Below are 17,524 nucleotides of genomic sequence, written 5' to 3' on the forward strand. Positions count from 1 at the left end.
AGGCACGGGCTTGCTTGCCGGTAGCGATCAGTGGCGTCCCGCCTCATCGTTGGCCGATTTGCTTACTTCGGCGTCATGCGATCGGCCTCTAGTCGCCGCAGATTCTCGGCGGCCTTCGCGTCCCTGGGATCGATCGACAGCGCCGCCTCGAACTCGGCGGCGGCCGCGCGCGCATCGCCCCGCTTTACCAGCAATTCGCCCAGCAGGTTGTGCGAGCTGGCCGACCTGGGATTGAGCGCGACCGCTTTGCGCAAGTACTGCTCGCTCTCGTCCAATTGCCCGAATGCCAGAAACGTTGCGCCGGCGTCTTCTTGAACTTGAGCGTTGTCAGGCAAACGCAGCGCGGCAATTCTTAAGGCGGCCGCGGCGTGCATGCGCATCTCGTTCATCCGCCGGCTCGCCTTCAGGAGCTGCACGAGATGGGAATGGGCGATGTACTGTTGATCGACATCCAGGTAGTCTTCGAGCGCTCGTTCGAATTCGGCCACGGCTTCGTCGGTTCGACCGAGCGCCTCGAACTCCTGCCCGATTTTGTTGTGCAACAGGTTGTGTTGGGGAAATAGCCGGGCTGCTTCTTGATACTGCGCTAGCGCCTCCTGGTGCTGGTTGTGGTCGCGCAGCCAATCACCCAGATTGTGATGGCCGGCCCAGGCGCCAGGGTTCTTGGCCACGTTGTTGCGAATGATGGTCTCATTGTCCTTGTAGGCATACGTGTCGTGGCGCGAGAGCGCGCCCAGGACGAGCAGCAGCCCGGCCGCCGCAGCCACGGCCGGGCGATCGCCGTTTGCTGAGAACGAACCGGCAACCCGCACGGCGCCCGCTACAGCCAGGGCGATCAGCGCCATGCTGGCGTGATATTGGAAGTGATCCGCGACGAACGAATACAGAAACCAGTACACGTCGAAGAAGCCGAGCGCCGGCGTCAAAACGCCGCCAAAAATCAACACCGCCGCCAGCGGCCCACGCCCGATGCGACGTCTCGCGCTCCACAGGCCGACCACCAGCGCCACGGCCGCGGCCGGAAACAGGTATTGCCAGGCGGCGCTCGCATCGATCTGCCAGCGCGGATACGTAATCGTCAGCGGGTAAGGCCACGCAAGCTTCGCGGCGTAGAACCAAACCGCCCGGCCCGCGATCAGGACCCGATCGACCAGCAAAAAGTCCCATTCCGGGCCCTCGGCGCCGATCGCCGTCTTCTCCAGCCGAATCGTGATCGTGGCAAGCGCCAAGCCGATCACAAAGAACGGGACAAGCCGGGCAACGTCGCGCAATTCCACGCGCCCGCGCTTCCACCAGAAAATAACCAACACGACCGCCGGCATGGTAAGGGTCGCACTCTTCGCGAGCACGGCGGCCGCGTAGAGCACCAGCGAGGCGACATAGAACAGCCATCGGCTCCCTTCTGCCGGCGCATCCGGCGCAAGCGCGCGCGGATCGTCGGGCGGCGAGAAACGGAGGTACGCCAGGATCGACAGAAGCGCGAACAGAGCCGAAAGCAGATTCTTGATTTCACTGGCCCACGCCACCGTCTCGACTTGCACAGGGTGAACCGCAAAGATGGCCGCGGCCAGCCAGGCGCCGGGTACGCTCAGCCGCACGAGCAATCGCCACAGCAAAAGCGAAACGCCGGCGTGCAGGCCGATGTTCACCGCGTGGTAGAGACGCGGTTCGGTGCCGCAGATTCGGTTTTCGATCCACAGCACGCTCTGGGCCAATGGGTTGTATTGGGGCGCGGTTCCCGGCTTGAACCACAGGTCTCGCAAGCCGGCGAGCGTATTGAGCTTCGAGATGCCGAACACAAACCACGAATCGTCCGAGACAAAGCCGTTGTCCAGGGCGGGCCAGTAGACGAGCACGACGATCGCGACCAGGAGGACGCCCCACGCCCAGCCCGAAAATGAGCTCACCCGCTTTACCGCCGGCGACTGGGCCGATGGCGACTGGGCCGATGGCGACGGGGCCGATGGCGACGGGGCCGCCGGCGACGGGCCTGCCGTGGACGCCGGCGTCCGCTGCCGGGTGCCCTTCGGCGGGTTCCTCGTTTTTCGACGAGCCGGTCGTGGTTCTTTGCTCATGCTGCGAGATCGCCGCGCCGATCGTTGCTTCGAATGCTGGTCGCCGGCCGCTTAGTCTTACTGCGCGAGCACGCTTCGCCAATCAGCCCTTCACCTTTTCCGCAATCGCCTGGAACTGCTCCAGGGCCGTCTGCAAGTCGTCCGCGATTTCTTGAGCCAGGACATCGGGCTCGGGCAGGTCTTCGGAATCTTCCAGGCTCTTGTCCTTGAGCCAGAAGATGTCCAGGTTCACCTTGTCCCGCTTCAGCAGGTCGTCGTAATCGAACGAGCGCCAGCGTCCGTCGGGATTCTTGTCGGCGTCCCAGTTGGGCTTTCGCAGATGACGCTTTCCCGGCTTGTAGCACGCCACGAGCTCGTCCAGGTCGGAGCGCTGCAAAGGATTCGTCTTCTGCGTGAAGTGCATGTTCGTTCGCAGGTCGTAAACCCATAGGGTCTTCGTCCAGGGCTTTTCCTGGGCCGGCCTGGCATCAAAGAACAGGACATTCGCTTTCACGCCCTGGGCGTAGAAAAGGCCTGTCGGCAGGCGTAGCAGGGTATGCACATCGCACTGCTTGAGCAGATTGCGGCGGACCGTTTCTCCCGCCCCTCCTTCAAACAGCACGTTGTCAGGCACCACGATGGCACAGCGACCATTGATCTTGAGAATGGTCTTGGCGTGCTGGAGGAAATTCAACTGCTTGTTTTTGGTCGTCGTCCAGAAGTCCTGCCGTTCGTAGGCGGCGTCTTCCTTCTCTAGTTCGCCTGCTTCATTGACGATGGCGATGCTGCTCTTCTTCCCGAAGGGAGGATTCGTCAGCACCAGGCTGAACCGTTCGCCGGGGTCGCCGGCGAGACTATCCACGCCCGATTTGATGGGGCATGGGTCAGCGTCGATGCCGTGCAGATACAGATTCATGATGCACAGCCGGGCCGTGTTGGGGACGATTTCCGCGCCCTTGGCGAACTTCGTCCGCAGGTGCTTCTTTTGGTCCTTGTCGAGCGTGCTGCCCTCGTGCTTGACCACATAGTCGTACGCAGACAGCAAGAATCCGCCCGTCCCGACGGCAGGATCGCAAACCGTGTCCTCGGCCGTGGGCTGGACGCAATCGACTATTGCCTTGATCAGCTCTCGTGGCGTGAAATACTGCCCGGCCCCCTTGGGGCTTTCGGCAGCACTCTTCGCGAGTAGCCCCTCGTAGATGTCGCCTTTAACGTCGGCATCCATCGACGACCATTTTTCCACGTCGATCAGGTCAACGATCAGCCTTCGCAATGTGGCCGGATTCTGAATCTCGGGTCGAGCCTTTTTGAAAATCTCGCCGAGCATCCCCGGCTGTTTGCCCAGTTCTTCGAGAATGTGCCGGTAGTGAGCCTCAAGCTCGTCCCCTTCTCGCTTGAGCAAGCTCTGCCAGTTGTACTTGGCGGGAACGACCGCAGGGCGGTTGTAGGGGGGCTTCGTCTGCTCGTCAGCCATTTTCAGGAACAGCAAGAACGTAATCTGCTCGGTATACGCCATGTACGACAGGCCGTCGTCCCGCAGTACATGGGCGAAGTTCCAAGCCTTGCTGACGATTTGTTGGGAGTCGGTGGACATAGGCTAGCTGCGTGCTTTCGATGCTCTTGCTTTCTTGGGACGCTTGTCCTCGCCGTTCATTTCGCCGTTGCTCGCGAATCGGTCATGCCTCGCAACTTTTAGACGGGCCAATAAGTCGGAAGCAGGCTCGTCATTCGGATCTTGTGGAACAAGCTTTCCCTCGAATGCCTGCTTGAGAATGCTTTGACGAAGGCGGGCGGCACGCTTAAGGCCATGCTCGACCGCTTGTTCCGCAGCATCAATTTGTGACAGGGCAGCCGCGACCTGCTGAAGAATCTCCTGCTGCTCTTCCAATGGAGCAAGTGGGACCGCTACAGTTCGCACATCTTCGAGGTTGAGCGTCTTTCTTGCGACTTCGTGAGCCGCCAGGGTAAGTTTTGCCCGCATTGACGACTCGCGAAGCGTCATTTCGAGGAAGTGAGGATTAGTTGATGAGGCAGTTGCAATGACGGCAACGGCACGGGCAGTATTTGCACCTGCGAGTTCCGCAGGTGCGACTGCTGTTCGCCCAATCGTGCCAACCACCGTCAAAAGCACCTCACCTCCTTGAATTATTGTCCTTTTAAATTGATTTGAGATGGCTTCGTCGATTCGCTTGAGCTTCTCAATGGCAACCTTCCCATCCGCGACATCGCACACACGGATAAGTGGCACACCTTTGTCGATATCTCGTCCCGGCTGCAATACGCCGTAGGAGATTGGCCTTTCGGCTGCGTTTTGTTGCTCGGTAGTTGCCCAGCACCATCCCTCCGGAAGCTCCGGAAGGCTAGATGTATCGGGTGGCAGCGGCTCGATGTACTTCGCCTTCCAATTCTTCGGCGGCTGCTTGCCTGCGGCGGCAAATTTGGCGAGTTGGTCGGCTTCCCATTTGCGACGGCGTTCGACCAGGATGCGTTCCAGCAGCTTCGTTGCCGGCTCGACATTCGGATGCTTGGCTCGCCACTCAGCAGTCAAGGAGCCATCGACGGCTGCCTTGAGAACGGCGGCTCGATAACGCTTGAGATTCGCCTTGGCTCGTTCCAAGGCTGCAACGCCAGCATCGAGGTTGGAGAAGAGTTCCTCGATTTTCGCGACAATCCGGCGTTGCTCGTTGGTGGGCGCAATCAGTAATTCAGATTCTTCAAAGCGTCCCTTCGTAATGTGAGCAAGGCCGGCTCCGCCATGGGCCTGCCGGATATAGGCAGTCAAGTTCTGATTGATTGCAAGACGAAGGAATCTCACGTCAAATGCATCGCGATCAAATTCGACTCTAAAGATGTGCTGATTGAGCCACGCATCCTCACCTTTCCAAATATGGGCACCGAACGAGGTTCCCGGCGTGCCAGACCACGCAAAAAGTAGGTCGCCTGCACGAACGCGAAATTTTTCAGGTCGTGCGTCAGGACAGTAGTTGAAGGCTGCGTTCGGATTGTTCAGATTTTGAATCCGAATTATAGGCAGCCCCGCCGGTTTCCAATCTGACGGCTTGAAAGGGAAGCCGTTGATAAGAGTCATGATTTTCTGAACTCGTGCCCTCGCCCAGCCTCTGGGCAATCCATTGTCCTCGCTCATGCCGCCAGCCTCGCATTCAAGTCATCGAGGAGAGCGGAAAGTCCATCGCCAAAAAGTTCATACGCCTTGCCGAGCCCGCCAATCTGGTTGAAAGGCACTTCGTCCAAGTCCTCCTGCTCGATGCTCAAGCTGCTGGCGATGTGGTCCTTGATGGCATCCAGCCAGCGACGCTGGTTCGCGGTAAACGTCACGCCTGATGCCTCTTTATCGGCGAGCCACTTTCGATACCGCTCATCGACCGTCACGAGCATGGGAGCAAGCGGAGACTTTGGATCAATCGCATGGCGGACCAAGGCAACGACATCCACCAAATGCTTTCCGCCCTTTCCCTTCACGTTCTTGGGCTCGACCAGTTCGTAGGCTTGCCAAAGTCGGCCTAACGTCTCGGGCTGTGCTGGATTGACGTAGAACGGCGGTTGATTCAGCTTCGCGGCCAGCTCCTTGACGTGCCGGAACCGCAAGCCCGCACGATAGGGGCGGCTGTACAAAATCTTCAGGGCTTCGATCTCGTCCTTGTTGTCCTCGATGAACTTCTTGAAGCTGGTCAGGATCGAGCGGGCTTTTTCCAGGGCTTCGGCGTCGAAACCGGCCCGCAACAGTTGGTCGGGCGTTTGCTCGTCGATGACCTGGGTCAGCGAGCTCCTGGCGGCAAGAACCGCTTCGCGAAGCTTGGGATTGTGGAACGGCTTGAGAGCGGCCTGCATCTGCTGCCGCTCGACCTCGGCGAGCTGCTGTTCGGTTGGCTCCTGGTCCTGACCGAGGCCGAACTTGTCGATCGCCAATTTGGTATTCGCGTCGGGGTCGATGCTTCGAAAGAGCGCCGCGGCCAAGGCCGAAAGAGGCTTTCCCTCGGCCGCCTGGGCAATCGCCTGCTGCTGGCCTTCGCCGATCTCTTCATTCAAGCGAATCAGCTTGGCAACGAGCGACGAAACCACGTCGTCGTTGGCCATCCCTGCCGCAACGGCCTTCAAAACTTTGTCCAGTGGCACCGAGGGCTGGCGGTCGAGCGGCCTGGTGGCCGACTTTTCCTCTTCGCAAACCCCCACCGCATCGACGATGACGAAATGGGTTTTGTGCTTCGCGTCGGGCGTGACGCTTTGCAGGTCGTCGGAGTCGATGACGCGACAGCCGCGCCCCTTCATCTGCTCGAAGTAGGAGAGCGACCGGATGTTCCGCATGAAGAGCAGGCATTCGAGCGGCTTAACGTCCGTGCCCGTCGCAATCATGTCCACGGTCACGGCGATGCGTGGGTTGTAGGAGTTGCGGAAATCGGAGAGCAATTCATCCGGTTTCTTGCCGGTGCTTTTCGACGTGATTTTCTGGCAGAAGTCGTTCCCCTTGCCGAACTCCTGCCGAATGATCCGCACGATATCTTCGGCGTGCAAATCGGTCTTGGCGAACACGAGCGTCTTGGGAACTTCGGTGCGGCCTGGGAAGATTGCGGGGAGCTTTTCCTTGAACGTGCGGATCACGAGGCGGATCTGGTTCTCGGCCACGACGTCACGGTCGAGCTGATTGGCCGTGTACGTCAGGTCGTCGTCGAGGGCCTTGAATTTCTTCTCTTTGGTGCGGCGATCGCGGTGCGGCACGTAGACGTGCGGCTCAGCCGCCAGCGTCGCTCCCTCCTTGGTGATCTGCGTCTCGATCCGGTAAACGTCGTAGCCGACATTGACGCCGTCGACCACGGCCTGCTCGTGGGTGTAGTCCTGCACGAGATTGCCGTTGAAAAAGCCGATGGTCTGCTTGCTGGGGGTCGCCGTCAGGCCGATGAGGAAGGCGTCGAAATACTCCAGCACTTGCCGCCACACGTTGTAGATGCTGCGATGGCATTCATCAACGACGATAAAGTCGAACGTTTCGATCGGAATCTTGTCGTTGTAGACGACCGGAAGCGGTTCCTTGAGAAGCGACGATTCGGCCTCGAAGAGCGACCCCTCTTCGTTCTCTTCGAGAAACTCCGGCTCGCCCTTGAGCATCGAGTAGAGCCGCTGGATGGTCGTGATGCAGACCTTGGCGGCTGGGTCGATGGCGTTCTTCTTGAGATGCTGCACGCCGTATTCTTCGGTGAACTTGTAGTTGCTCACCGGGCTGACGAATTGCTGGAATTCGTTCTGAGTTTGCTGGCCCAGATTGTTCCGGTCCACCAGGAAGAGGATTCGCCTGGCCTTGGCGAACTTGATGAGGCGGTAGCAGAAATTGACGGCGGTATAGGTCTTGCCGCTGCCGGTGGCCATCTGAATGAGCGACCGCGGGCGATTGTGGGCCAAAGACTGTTCCAGATTCTGAATACTCTCGAATTGCACCCGCCACAGCCGCCCTGCATCGACCGGCGGCATCTGTCGCAGCAGCGTGCGGACCTGTTTGTCGAGATTCGCCAGTCGAATCAACTCGCTCGGCTGATGAAAGGTGAAGACTTCGCGACTGCGAGCGTCTGGCTCCAAAGAGTTCGTGAACTGCGTTACGGTGCCGGTGGACTCGTAGGCAAAGGGCAAGGGGAGATGGTAGTGCGGCAGGCCGTTCGGAAGGCCATCGGTATATTTCTTGGACTGAAGCTCGACGCCTGTGAGCGGGTGCCCTTCTGGCTTGGCCTCGACGACGCCGATGGCTTTGCCGTCCGCGTACAGCATGTAGTCGGCGAAGCCGGTCTTGAGGCGGAACTCCCGCACGGCGACACCCAGGCCGGCCGAGATATTCATCTCGTCGTAGTCCTGGACCTGCCAGCCGCAGGCGTCAAGCTGCTGGTCAATCAGCTTGCGTGCTTCTTGTTCGGGAGTCAGGCCCACTGGCGAAATCCTGGCTAGCGTCGGACGCGGGAAATACGTCGTCGCTTAAGAATTGGCTAGTGTACCAACCCCAAAATCGAGCGGCAAACCGCTACGCTGGGAAGGTTTACCGCTTGCCAAAGCGGCGTGATCAACCGCGCCGGACTGGCGGCGCGCGGTTCGACATGCAATCGCGCCGATTACCCGCCGCGGGCCTTTACCAGCGTTCGGTCGGGCGGCGGAGGATTTCGCTGACGATAATGGCGTCGCGAATGCTGTGCGGATCGCGCAGCATCTCCACGACTTCGTCGGTCGGCGCGGGGGGCGGCTCGCTTGCCGCGCTGGCCGTGGCCTGCTTGTCCGCAGCCAGCGTGCCTACCTGGTGGCTGAAGACTTGCGACAGGTGCGATTGCATCGCCGCCTCGGCCTGCACGACTTCCTTGGCTTCCACCTTCCGCTCGGCCAAGGCACGCTGCCCGAGCGGGTCGGAAAACGTGGGGCTGAGCGTACGCGGCCGGGCGGGCCGCGCAGCTTCCGCCGCGGCGGCTTCTTGCGGCGGAGCTACCGCCGGTCGTCGCTGCACGGGCGGCGGCTGCGGGGGCGGGGGAGTGCGTGTGTGCCCGGCCGTGCCGCGCTGCTGCGCGGCGCGGCGGAGGAACTCGCTGACTTCGTCGTCGACGCGCTGCTTGTCGGCCGGCGGCGGTGGGGGATTCGCGCGGGCCTGCTGCCGCGCCTTGGCTTGTTTGGCCGCCGGCGATTCGCCTCCCAGCAGCCGGTTCATGGCCCAGATCAAGAACGCCACCAGCGGCACGATCAGCCTCAACCACTCGGCGTCGGCCAGCAGTATTGCAACGGCCATCATGTCTGTGCCTTTTGCCCGTTGCGCGTCGGAGCGCCGCCGCCGGCGATGGCGGTGCGCATTTCGGTATCGGCCTGCACGTTGCGCAGCTTGTAGTAATCGAGAATGCCCAGCTTGTGGTCGCGAATGGCATCGGCAATGGCCTTGGGCACTTCGGCATCGGCCTCGACCAGTTTGGCCCGGCTTTCCTCGATCTGGGCGATCATCTCTTGTTCCTGGGCCACGGCCATGGCGCGGCGCCCTTCGGCGTTGGCGCGGGCGACGCGCATGTCGGCTTCGGCCTGATCGGCCTGCAGCCGGGCGCCGATATTGTCGCCGACGTCGATATCGGCGATATCGATCGACACGATTTCGAAGGCGGTTTGCGAATCCAGTCGGCGGGCCAGCACGGCCTTCGAAATGCGATCCGGATTGGCCAGCACTTCCAAGTGCGTCTCGGCCGAGCCGATCGCGCTGACGATACCTTCGCCGACGCGGGCGATGATCGTCTCTTCGGTCGCGCCGCCGATCACCTGCTGCAGATTGGCGCGCACCGTGACGCGCGCTTTCACCTTCAACTGAATGCCGTTCTTGGCCACCGCGTCGAGCGTTTGCCGGGCGGCGCCGCGCGGCGGGCAATCGATCACCTTGGGATAGACGCTCGTCTGCACCGCTTCCAGCACATTGCGGCCGGCCAGGTCGATGGCCGTGGCCAGCCGGAAGTCGAGGTCGATGGTCTTGGCTTTATTGGCGGCGATGATCGCGCGAATCACCAGCGGCACATTGCCGCCGGCCAGGTAGTGCGCTTCGAGCGCCTTGCTCGTGATGCCCGTCGATTCCCCCAGGCCGGCTTGCACGGCCATGATTTTGCTGCGCACGATGACCGTCGGGTTCACTTTGCGGAAGGTCATGCCCAGCAGATCGAAAATGCCGATGCTGGCGCCGGTCGTGACGCTTTGAATGTAGAGGCGGAAGTAGCGGGCGAAGATCGCAAAGAACACCAGGCCGCCGATGAGCACGGCGAACAGGATGACGATGCCAATGACGTTGCTGATCTCGGCCTGGCCGACAAGAGCCATGACGAACCCCAGTTTTTGTGAACAGGAAGCGTGCCCCAAAGCCGGCGCGCCGGACGGCGCAACGGCACGGTTAATTGTAGCGGCGCATTTGGGTGCGGGAGGGGGCCGGTGGCCTGCGCGGCACGGGCACCCGGAAAACAAGCCCCGCGCCGGACTTGGCTCATCGGCCCGCAATCACGAAAATCGACCGAAATAGCGATGCCGCCCGCTGTTACGCGAGCGGGTCTTCGAACGGGTCCAGCCCGATCGATTCGATCGATTGGTCCAACTCGGCCGGATGATCGTCGGCCTGCGGGCGCTCGTCGGTGGGGCGGACAACCACGCGGGTGCCGCGCACTTCGATCACTTTCACCCAACTGCCGGCTTCGATCGCCATGCCTTCGCTCAACGCATCGACGATCGCGCCCTCGATGTCGATCGCGCCGCTGGGAAGCATCAGCGTGCGGGCTTTGCCGATCTTGCCCACCAGCGACTTGAGATTGCGCCGCTTGTCGCTGTCGGGCAGGACTTCGTCCCCCCTGGGGAGCGGCAGCAAGATACGACGACCCAGCGGCGTTCTCGGCCACCATTGCAGGGCAAGGATCAAGCCGGCCGGCACCGCGAACACGGCCACGCCGAGCATGCCGACGCCGGACCACGGCCCATGTCGAAAGGCCAGGTACACCGCGGCCAGCATCGACAAGAACGACAGAAAGCCCAGCAGACCGCCCGAGGGCACGAACACCTCGAGCATGGCCAGCATCAAGCCGATGGCCAACAGAATGGCTGCCCAAGCCAGGTAATCCATGTTCTTACTCAAACCGGCGGCCCGTGGGCCCGTGGGCCCATTGGCATTGCGTCGTTCAAAGCGTGCTAACGGCTCAGTACCAGCATAGGAAAAAATTACAGGCACCGGAACAATCCGCCTGGCAGCCGAAGTGGCACGTTGGCAGATTGCTCCGATTCCGGCACGGGAGCAACGGCCGGATTTACCCCACCTGGCGAACCAGTACGCGATTGCCCCGCACCTCGACGACCCGCACCGAGCGATTCCGCTCGATGACCTCGCCGTCGGCGATCACGTCGACCAACTCGTCGCCAATTTGGGCCTTGCCGCTGGGTAACAAGGGGGTCGTTGTCTTGCCCTCCCGACCCAGCAGATGCTCGAACCGCGCGACCGCCTCGCGCCGATTGATGACCGACAGCTCCTCAGGCGTGGGGGGCGCCAGCATCATGCGATTGAACATCGGAGCGTGCGGCAAGTAGCGGTTAATGAGCACGGCCAAGGCCACGACGCCCGCGCCGGCCGTCGTCAATAAAATCAAGCTGTTGCGCAATTGGCTCACCTGGTACGCGTTGCGCGGCAGCACGAACGTCTGACTGGCCAAGACCAGCGAGACGATCACCAGCAATCCTCCGGCGAGCCCAAAAATTCCCACGCCCGGCAACACGAAGATTTCCAGCATCAGGCACACGACGCCCGCCAGAAACAACAGCACCTCGAGCCAGTTGGCCGAACCGCCCAGATAAGCGATCCAGAAATACAACATGAAGCACAACGCGGAGATTAATCCTCCCAGGCCGATCCCGGGAGCCTGCAACTCGGCATACAAAGCCGCCGCGCCGATCACCAGCAAGAGCCAGCTCACGCCCGGCGAATTCAATGCGTCGATCAGAACATGAGCCCAACTGGCCTCGACCAGCGCCGGATCGCCTTCCAGCCCGTAATGGCCTTTGAAATCTTCAAAATCCCGCGCCAGAAAGCGCGCTGCGCCGTACTGCGCGGCATCTTCACCAGTCAATTCGAGCGCCTGGCCATGCCGGCCGATCTGGACCCCCTGTTGCCATCCGTCGGCGTCCGCCAGCGCGGCCACGTCCTCGGGCGTGAAGTAATCCACCAGCCCGTCGCGCAATCGCGTATACCGGTACACGGTCACGGCCGGATCGACCATGGCAGCGGCCACGGCCGGCGAGCGCCCTTTGCGCTTGGCGATTTCTCTGAGCGAACCGGCGATGAGCTTCGCTTCGTCATCGCTGACGTACATGGCCATCTGCCCGCCGAGCACCGCCGTGGGATTCATCACGATCTGATCGGCGGCCAGGGCAATGAAGGCGGAATCGCCGCGCGCCGCGCGCGGGATGTACGCCACGGTGCGCCGCTCGGCCGGGTTGAGGTTCGAGAGAAAATTGGCCAAATTCACGCTGTCGGTCGCCGAGCCGCCATCGGAATCGATCCACAGGCAGAAGAAATTCGTGTCGCGATCCTTGATCTCGTTCTGGATCAGCGCCTGAACTTGCTCGGCGAGCTTCGAAGTGATCGGTCCTTTGACGTCGATGCGCACCGGCCGCCAGGCGCCGTCGAGCGATGGATCGGCCTCGACCGCTTCGCGAGGCAGGCCGAGTGCCTTGGCCACTTCGGCACGGTCGCTGGCCAGACTTTTCACAAACCCCAATTCCCAAGCTCGATTGCCCGTGAAGATTCCCGGCTGACCGGCGGGCTTGATGACCTTCGGTTTCTCGAACGACTTTTGCTTACGCAGTTCGTCCAGCCGCGAGGTCAGAGCGTATTCGCGGCTGACGTCCGTCTCGACCATCACCAACTCGACCGCCGGATCCAAAAGCGCAAGCGCCACGTCGCTCGGTATGTTCATGCGCCGATTGGCGATCCCGACATAGGCGTTGCGCACCGACGGCTCGATTACCTTTTCATATTCGCCGGCCTTGCCGATCTCGGCGTCCGGGCTCATCACGATCTCGTCGCACGCCATGGCCAAGAGCACCGCGTGACCGGTGATCGTCTTGGGAATCCAGGCCACGGTCGTGGCGCCGTTGAGAGAGGGACCGGACAAAAAGTTCGCCAGATCATACGCCTGGCCGAAGTTCGCCCGGCCGGGCTCGATCTCGAAAATGAAAACGGGCCACTGGCCGGCACGCTTCGTCTCGGTCAGCACCGACTCAACGACGCGGCGAATCTGATTGTCCACCTTGTCGGTGATGGGCATCTGGATGCGCACCATCCGGCCGACGCGTCGCTCGGGGGCTGCCGCAGCCGCGGCGGGAGGATTATCGAGCGGTTTCGCACCTTCTTCATCGGCGCGTGCAGGGCCACTGGCGAGCAAGCCGACCAAAATTGCCGCGTTTGCCCAAATCGCCAGAGCGGTCAGCGCGGCCGGACTCTGTGAGCCGTCTGCCAGAACAGCTAAGACCCCAAGCCCCGTTCCCTGATGCCCAGGGCAACGACGTCTCGGCGAACTCCGTTCGAAGGACCACGATCCCATGGCTTGCCGCGCACAAAGTGTTACGCCAAAGCAGCGTAAGTAGTTACGCACTTTGGCCTTTGGCAACGGTAGATTATAGGGCACCGGTGGGTCGAGTCAATTCGCCGGACCGGGCCCTGCACCGCGCCGCGGTGCCGCGCGCGAGTAAAGATTTATGGCGCAAGGCTCTTCGGGAGCGCCGTGTTACCGACGAAGCGCCGTCGAGCGACCGCGGGTCACCTTTGTAAGCGACGAAAGCCAAAGTCACCACAACGCGCGATTCGTGATCGTCGCGACTTACTTCTTGACCGCGGGCGCCCTTGGCGGAGCGGCCTTGGCCCGGGCATCAGCCGTGGGCGGCGGCGGCTGGCTGGGCGGGAGTGCCTCGGCCGGCGGTTCCTCGACGACGTGCTGCCAGCCGATCGGCGTCGTGGGACGATTGAAGAAGCTTTTGATCTGGTCCCAGGCGCCGTTCACCTTCGTTCCGTCGAAGGTATAAACCTTGTACATCTGCGGATTGGGATCGTACAGGCGCAGCGCCGCGGGAAGCATCGTCTTTTTGTCCAGGATGACCTGCACGTGGTGGAAGTTGGCCGCGTCTTGCTGCCAGCGCGGCCAGGCTTCGATGAGGATCTGCTTCGTTTCGTCAGGCGGCGGCAGGACGCGCATCACGTAACGCTGCTTCATGGTCTCGGCCTTGGCGCCGAACACGAACGGCAGTGGCCCATTGGTGATCGCCTTGCCCTGCAGTTGTTCGGGGAGCCGGTACTCCTTGAGCTTGCGCTGCTTGGTGTCGAACTCGTAGATCGCCTTGCCATCGCACATCCAGCGCTCTTCACCCCCTTTGGTCATCTGGTACGAGCCCTTGTCCGGCGCGGCGAAGTGGATCGTCCCTTCGCAGACGCGCTTCGGCTCAGGAGGCTGGCCGGGCGCGGCCTTGGGGCCGAACACCATGTCGTACTCGAACATCGTGAAGGGGGTCGATAGTGTCTTGATCTTGTCGCTCTGTTGTTCCCAGCTCACGAGGATTTGGTCCAACTCGGCCTGCTCGGCCGGCGACAATTTGGGACCTGGCAGCGGCTGTTGAGGTGGCTGCTTCTGCGGTTGCGCCTGCTGATGCTGAGCCTGCTGCACGGGCCCGGTGCGCGGCACGCCAGGCTTGCCGCCGGCCGCCGTCGCTGCTGGCCGGGAGGCTGCCGGTTGATGCAGCGCCGCCGAAGGAGGCTGCGCCGCGGGACGTCGCGGAGTGCCCGTCGCGGGCGTTTGTACTCGCGGTGGCGTAGCGGGCGGCGCACTCGACGGAGCGTCTTGCCCGGCCGCGAACGATTGTGAAATCACAAACGCCGCTCCCACCAGCAGTCCCACGATCGTCTTGCGCAAGGCGAGCATCATTCGACGTCCCTTATGAATCGGCAGCAGCGAATTTGTCGGCCGTGGCCCTAGACCGACTCGCGGCGCAGAACCGCGCATGCCGCGAGTGCCCCAGAGCATCCATTAATGGGCGGGGATTCTAACAGCCTTGGGCGAAGGGACCTAGAGCGGTTCGGCCAGCCACGCTAGCAGGTTGCCAGCATCCTCGAAGCTGCGCAAACAATAGTCCGCGTCGAGCGCGCCGTGCGCCGGCAAGGGCTCGGCGCCGGCTGTGTAGAGCACGGTGCGCACGCCCGCGCGATTGCCCGCCTCGATGTCGAAGCGAAAGTCGCCGATAAGCGCCACGGCCGAGGGCGCCAATTGCCAGGCCGCGCAGATTTGCCAGACCGCGGTAGGGTCGGGCTTGGCCGGCGCGTCCTCACGGGCCACGACCGTGTCGAAATCGAGCGCCAGCCGCGCAAGCGTCGCTAATACGACGTCGCGCGCGTTGCGGGTGAAGATGGCCCGATGCACGCCACGCTCAGCAAGCGTGCCGAGAAAGTCCGCCACGCCCGGCATCAACGTGGCCCGATTCGCGCCTTCCCATTCGTGCCGGGCGAGAATCGCCTGGCAGCGTTGCGCTTCCTGCTCCGGTAACGATTCGATCGCTTCCAAGAGCGGTTGGCCCGGCGGCAGCCCCATCTCGCGGCGCATGGCATCGAAATCGAGGCCCGAATCGACGAGCGTGCCATCGAGATCAAAGATCACGCCGCGGACGGACAAACTGGGACTGGTGCGCACCATGCCGATTGCTTAGTCGGACTGTCATTCTGACACTAGCCCGAAGCGCCAGCGAGGGTTTTTCCGCTTTTCCCACCCTCGCTCGCGCTTCGGGCTAGTAACCGGCTCTGAAAGTGTGGACGAAGCGCTAGGGATCGCGGGCGTCTTCCAGGTACGTGTAGCCCTGCAGCCCTTCTTCGTAGAAGCGGATCAAACGGCCGGCCTGCTGGAAATCGAGACGATTCTCGCGCACCGCCATCTCGACGTCGGTGCGGAACTGCCGCACCAGGTCATTCGGATCCCACTCGACGTAATCGAGCACCTCGCGGACCGTATCTCCCTTGATCACGGTTTCCAGCACCACCTCGCCATTGTCGTTCAGGCTGACGTGTACGGCATTGGTATCGCCGAACAGGTTGTGCATATCGCCCAGGATTTCCTGGTAGGCGCCCAGCAGGAACGCGCCCAGGAAGTAGGGCTCGCCATTGAACGAGTGCAACGGCAGCGTGCGCTTCACGTCGCGGCGATCGATGAAGGAATCGATCTTGCCGTCCGAATCGCAGGTGATGTCCCCCAGCACCGAATGATGCATGGGTTGTTCATTCAGCCTGTGAATCGGCATTACCGGGAACAATTGCTTGATCGCCCAACTGTCGGGCATCGACTGAAACAGCGAGAAGTTGCAGAAGTAAGTCTCGCTCAAGAGGGCATCAAGCCCGAGCAGATCCTCGGGCACGAAATCCAACTGCCGCACGAGCCGTTGCATCTTGCGGCAGATGGCCCAGAACAGGTTCTCGGCCAGGCTGCGCTGATCGATCGACAAGTAGCCGCCGCTGAACAGGTTCATGGCCATATCGAGCGCCTGCTGCGCGTCGTGATAGCTCTCCAGCAGGTTGCGGGCGTTGAGATTATTGAGCGCGCCATACAGGTCCACGATCGGCTGCTCGGCATCGGCCGGCGGCTCGCTGGGAACATCGCTTTCGCCCAGTCCCGACACGCCCAGCACGTTGAAGATCAGCGCACTGTGATAGGCAACGATCGCACGTCCGCTTTCCGAAACGATCGTCGGATGCGGCACGTTGGCGTCGTCGCAAATGCTTTGAATGTGGTAGACGACGTCGTTGGCGTATTCCTGCAGCGAGTAGTTGACGCTCGACTCGAAATTCGTCTGCGAACCGTCGTAATCGACGCCCAGCCCGCCACCGACGTCCATGTATTCCAGCCCCGCGCCGCGGCTATAAAGCTCGGTGTAGACGCGGGCCGCTTCGTTCAGCGCCTGCTTGATGTGGCGGATATTGGGGATCTGGCTGCCGAGATGAAAGTGCAGCAGTTTGAAGCAATCCTGCATGCCGCGCTCTTTGAGCTCGTCGAGCGCGCGGAGGATCTCGGTCACGGTCAGTCCGAACTTCGAGCGGAATCCGCCCGAGCCTTGCCAGCGCCCGCCGGCCTTGGCGGCCAGCTTCACGCGCATGCCGATGTTGGGGCGCACGCCGACCTTGGCGGCGTAATCGAGGATCAAGCCCAACTCGGTGTACTTCTCGACGACGGGGATCACGCGGCGACCGATCTTCTGCGCGAGCATCGCCATCTCGATGAACTCGGCATCCTTGAAGCCGTTGCAGATGATCGGCGTGTCGTTCGAAGCCAGCGCCACCACGGCCAACAGCTCGGGCTTGGAGCCCGCCTCGAGCCCGAAATTGAACGGCTTGCCGAAGTTCAGCACTTCTTCGACGACTTGCCGCTGCTGATTCACTTTGATCGGGTAGACGCAGAAGTAGTTGCCCTTGAACTGATGATCCTTCATCGCCTGGGCGAAAGCGGAATGAATCTCGCTCAGCCGGTGCTTGAGCACGTCGGCGAAGCGGACCAGGATCGGCAGGTCGATGCCGCGCAGCTGCAACGAGTCGATCAGTTCCTTAAGATCGATGGACCGGTTCGGATCCTTCGTGGGATGCACGTGCAGGTGGCCCGACGGATGGACGGAGAAATAGCCCGCTCCCCAACGTCCGACCTCGTAAACATCCACGGCGTCGGACACGGCCCACGGCTTTACCTGCTGGTCCAGCATCGATAGTTGGCTCCCGACTGAGAAATCGACACGAATATCGTATCTTATACGACTTTGCCCCAGCGTCGAGGCGAATCGCGCCGGCCGGCGGCGAGAATCGCCGCTTGGGCCGCGCGCCGAGAGCGTGTCGCGCGGCCGGTTGCCCAGGCGCGGAACGGGCCGTGCTCTCGAAAAACGCTATACATGGTGTGAATTCTGGATAGTCTGGCGGC

Annotated in this window: 11 protein-coding genes; all 11 read right to left on the minus strand. The window is 61.8% G+C overall.

The genetic code is table 11. The features are described from left to right. Positions 1 to 62: 62 nt before the first annotated feature. The 11 genes from VHD36_01105 to speA all read right to left on the minus strand — a co-directional run bounded on the left by VHD36_01105 (position 63) and on the right by speA (position 17,312). Positions 63 to 1,907 carry a tetratricopeptide repeat protein gene (locus VHD36_01105; GenBank protein HVU85887.1) on the minus strand — a complete coding sequence of 615 codons (1,845 nt, stop codon included), beginning with the start codon at positions 1,905 to 1,907 and terminating at the stop codon, positions 63 to 65. Between the two features lie 250 nt (positions 1,908 to 2,157). Beyond that, a complete protein-coding gene (locus tag VHD36_01110) occupies positions 2,158 to 3,648 on the minus strand; it encodes a class I SAM-dependent DNA methyltransferase (GenBank protein ID HVU85888.1) in 1,491 nt (496 codons plus the stop codon). Between the two features lie 3 nt (positions 3,649 to 3,651). Continuing rightward, the gene (locus tag VHD36_01115; GenBank protein ID HVU85889.1) at positions 3,652 to 5,199 is read right to left on the minus strand and encodes a restriction endonuclease subunit S; all 1,548 of its coding nucleotides are present in this window, start codon (positions 5,197 to 5,199) and stop codon (positions 3,652 to 3,654) included. Continuing rightward, the gene (locus VHD36_01120; GenBank protein ID HVU85890.1) at positions 5,196 to 7,982 is read right to left on the minus strand and encodes a DEAD/DEAH box helicase family protein; all 2,787 of its coding nucleotides are present in this window, start codon (positions 7,980 to 7,982) and stop codon (positions 5,196 to 5,198) included. Before VHD36_01120 ends, VHD36_01115 begins: the two co-directional genes overlap by 4 nt. Positions 7,983 to 8,178: 196 nt before the next feature. Next, complete coding sequence (locus VHD36_01125; protein ID HVU85891.1) at positions 8,179 to 8,823, minus strand: hypothetical protein; 645 nt, start codon at positions 8,821 to 8,823, stop codon at positions 8,179 to 8,181. Then, positions 8,820 to 9,878 (minus strand): flotillin-like protein FloA, encoded by a 1,059-nt coding sequence (gene floA, locus VHD36_01130; GenBank protein HVU85892.1) that lies wholly within the window; start codon positions 9,876 to 9,878, stop codon positions 8,820 to 8,822. Before floA ends, VHD36_01125 begins: the two co-directional genes overlap by 4 nt. A 211-nt stretch (positions 9,879 to 10,089) precedes the next feature. Beyond that, entirely contained in the window at positions 10,090 to 10,665 is a 576-nt protein-coding gene (locus VHD36_01135) for an NfeD family protein (protein HVU85893.1), read from the minus strand. Between the two features lie 181 nt (positions 10,666 to 10,846). Next, complete coding sequence (locus tag VHD36_01140) at positions 10,847 to 12,985, minus strand: NfeD family protein (GenBank protein ID HVU85894.1); 2,139 nt, start codon at positions 12,983 to 12,985, stop codon at positions 10,847 to 10,849. 426 nt (positions 12,986 to 13,411) lie between these two features. After that, a complete protein-coding gene (locus VHD36_01145) occupies positions 13,412 to 14,506 on the minus strand; it encodes a TIGR03009 domain-containing protein (GenBank protein HVU85895.1) in 1,095 nt (364 codons plus the stop codon). Positions 14,507 to 14,647: 141 nt separating this feature from the next. Then, the gene (locus VHD36_01150) at positions 14,648 to 15,268 is read right to left on the minus strand and encodes an HAD family hydrolase (GenBank protein ID HVU85896.1); all 621 of its coding nucleotides are present in this window, start codon (positions 15,266 to 15,268) and stop codon (positions 14,648 to 14,650) included. Positions 15,269 to 15,392: 124 nt separating this feature from the next. Next, positions 15,393 to 17,312 carry a biosynthetic arginine decarboxylase gene (gene speA, locus VHD36_01155; protein ID HVU85897.1) on the minus strand — a complete coding sequence of 640 codons (1,920 nt, stop codon included), beginning with the start codon at positions 17,310 to 17,312 and terminating at the stop codon, positions 15,393 to 15,395. Positions 17,313 to 17,524 lie beyond the last annotated feature (212 nt).

The organism is Pirellulales bacterium (assembly GCA_035546535.1).
In the GTDB taxonomy this organism is placed as follows: domain Bacteria; phylum Planctomycetota; class Planctomycetia; order Pirellulales; family JACPPG01; genus JACPPG01.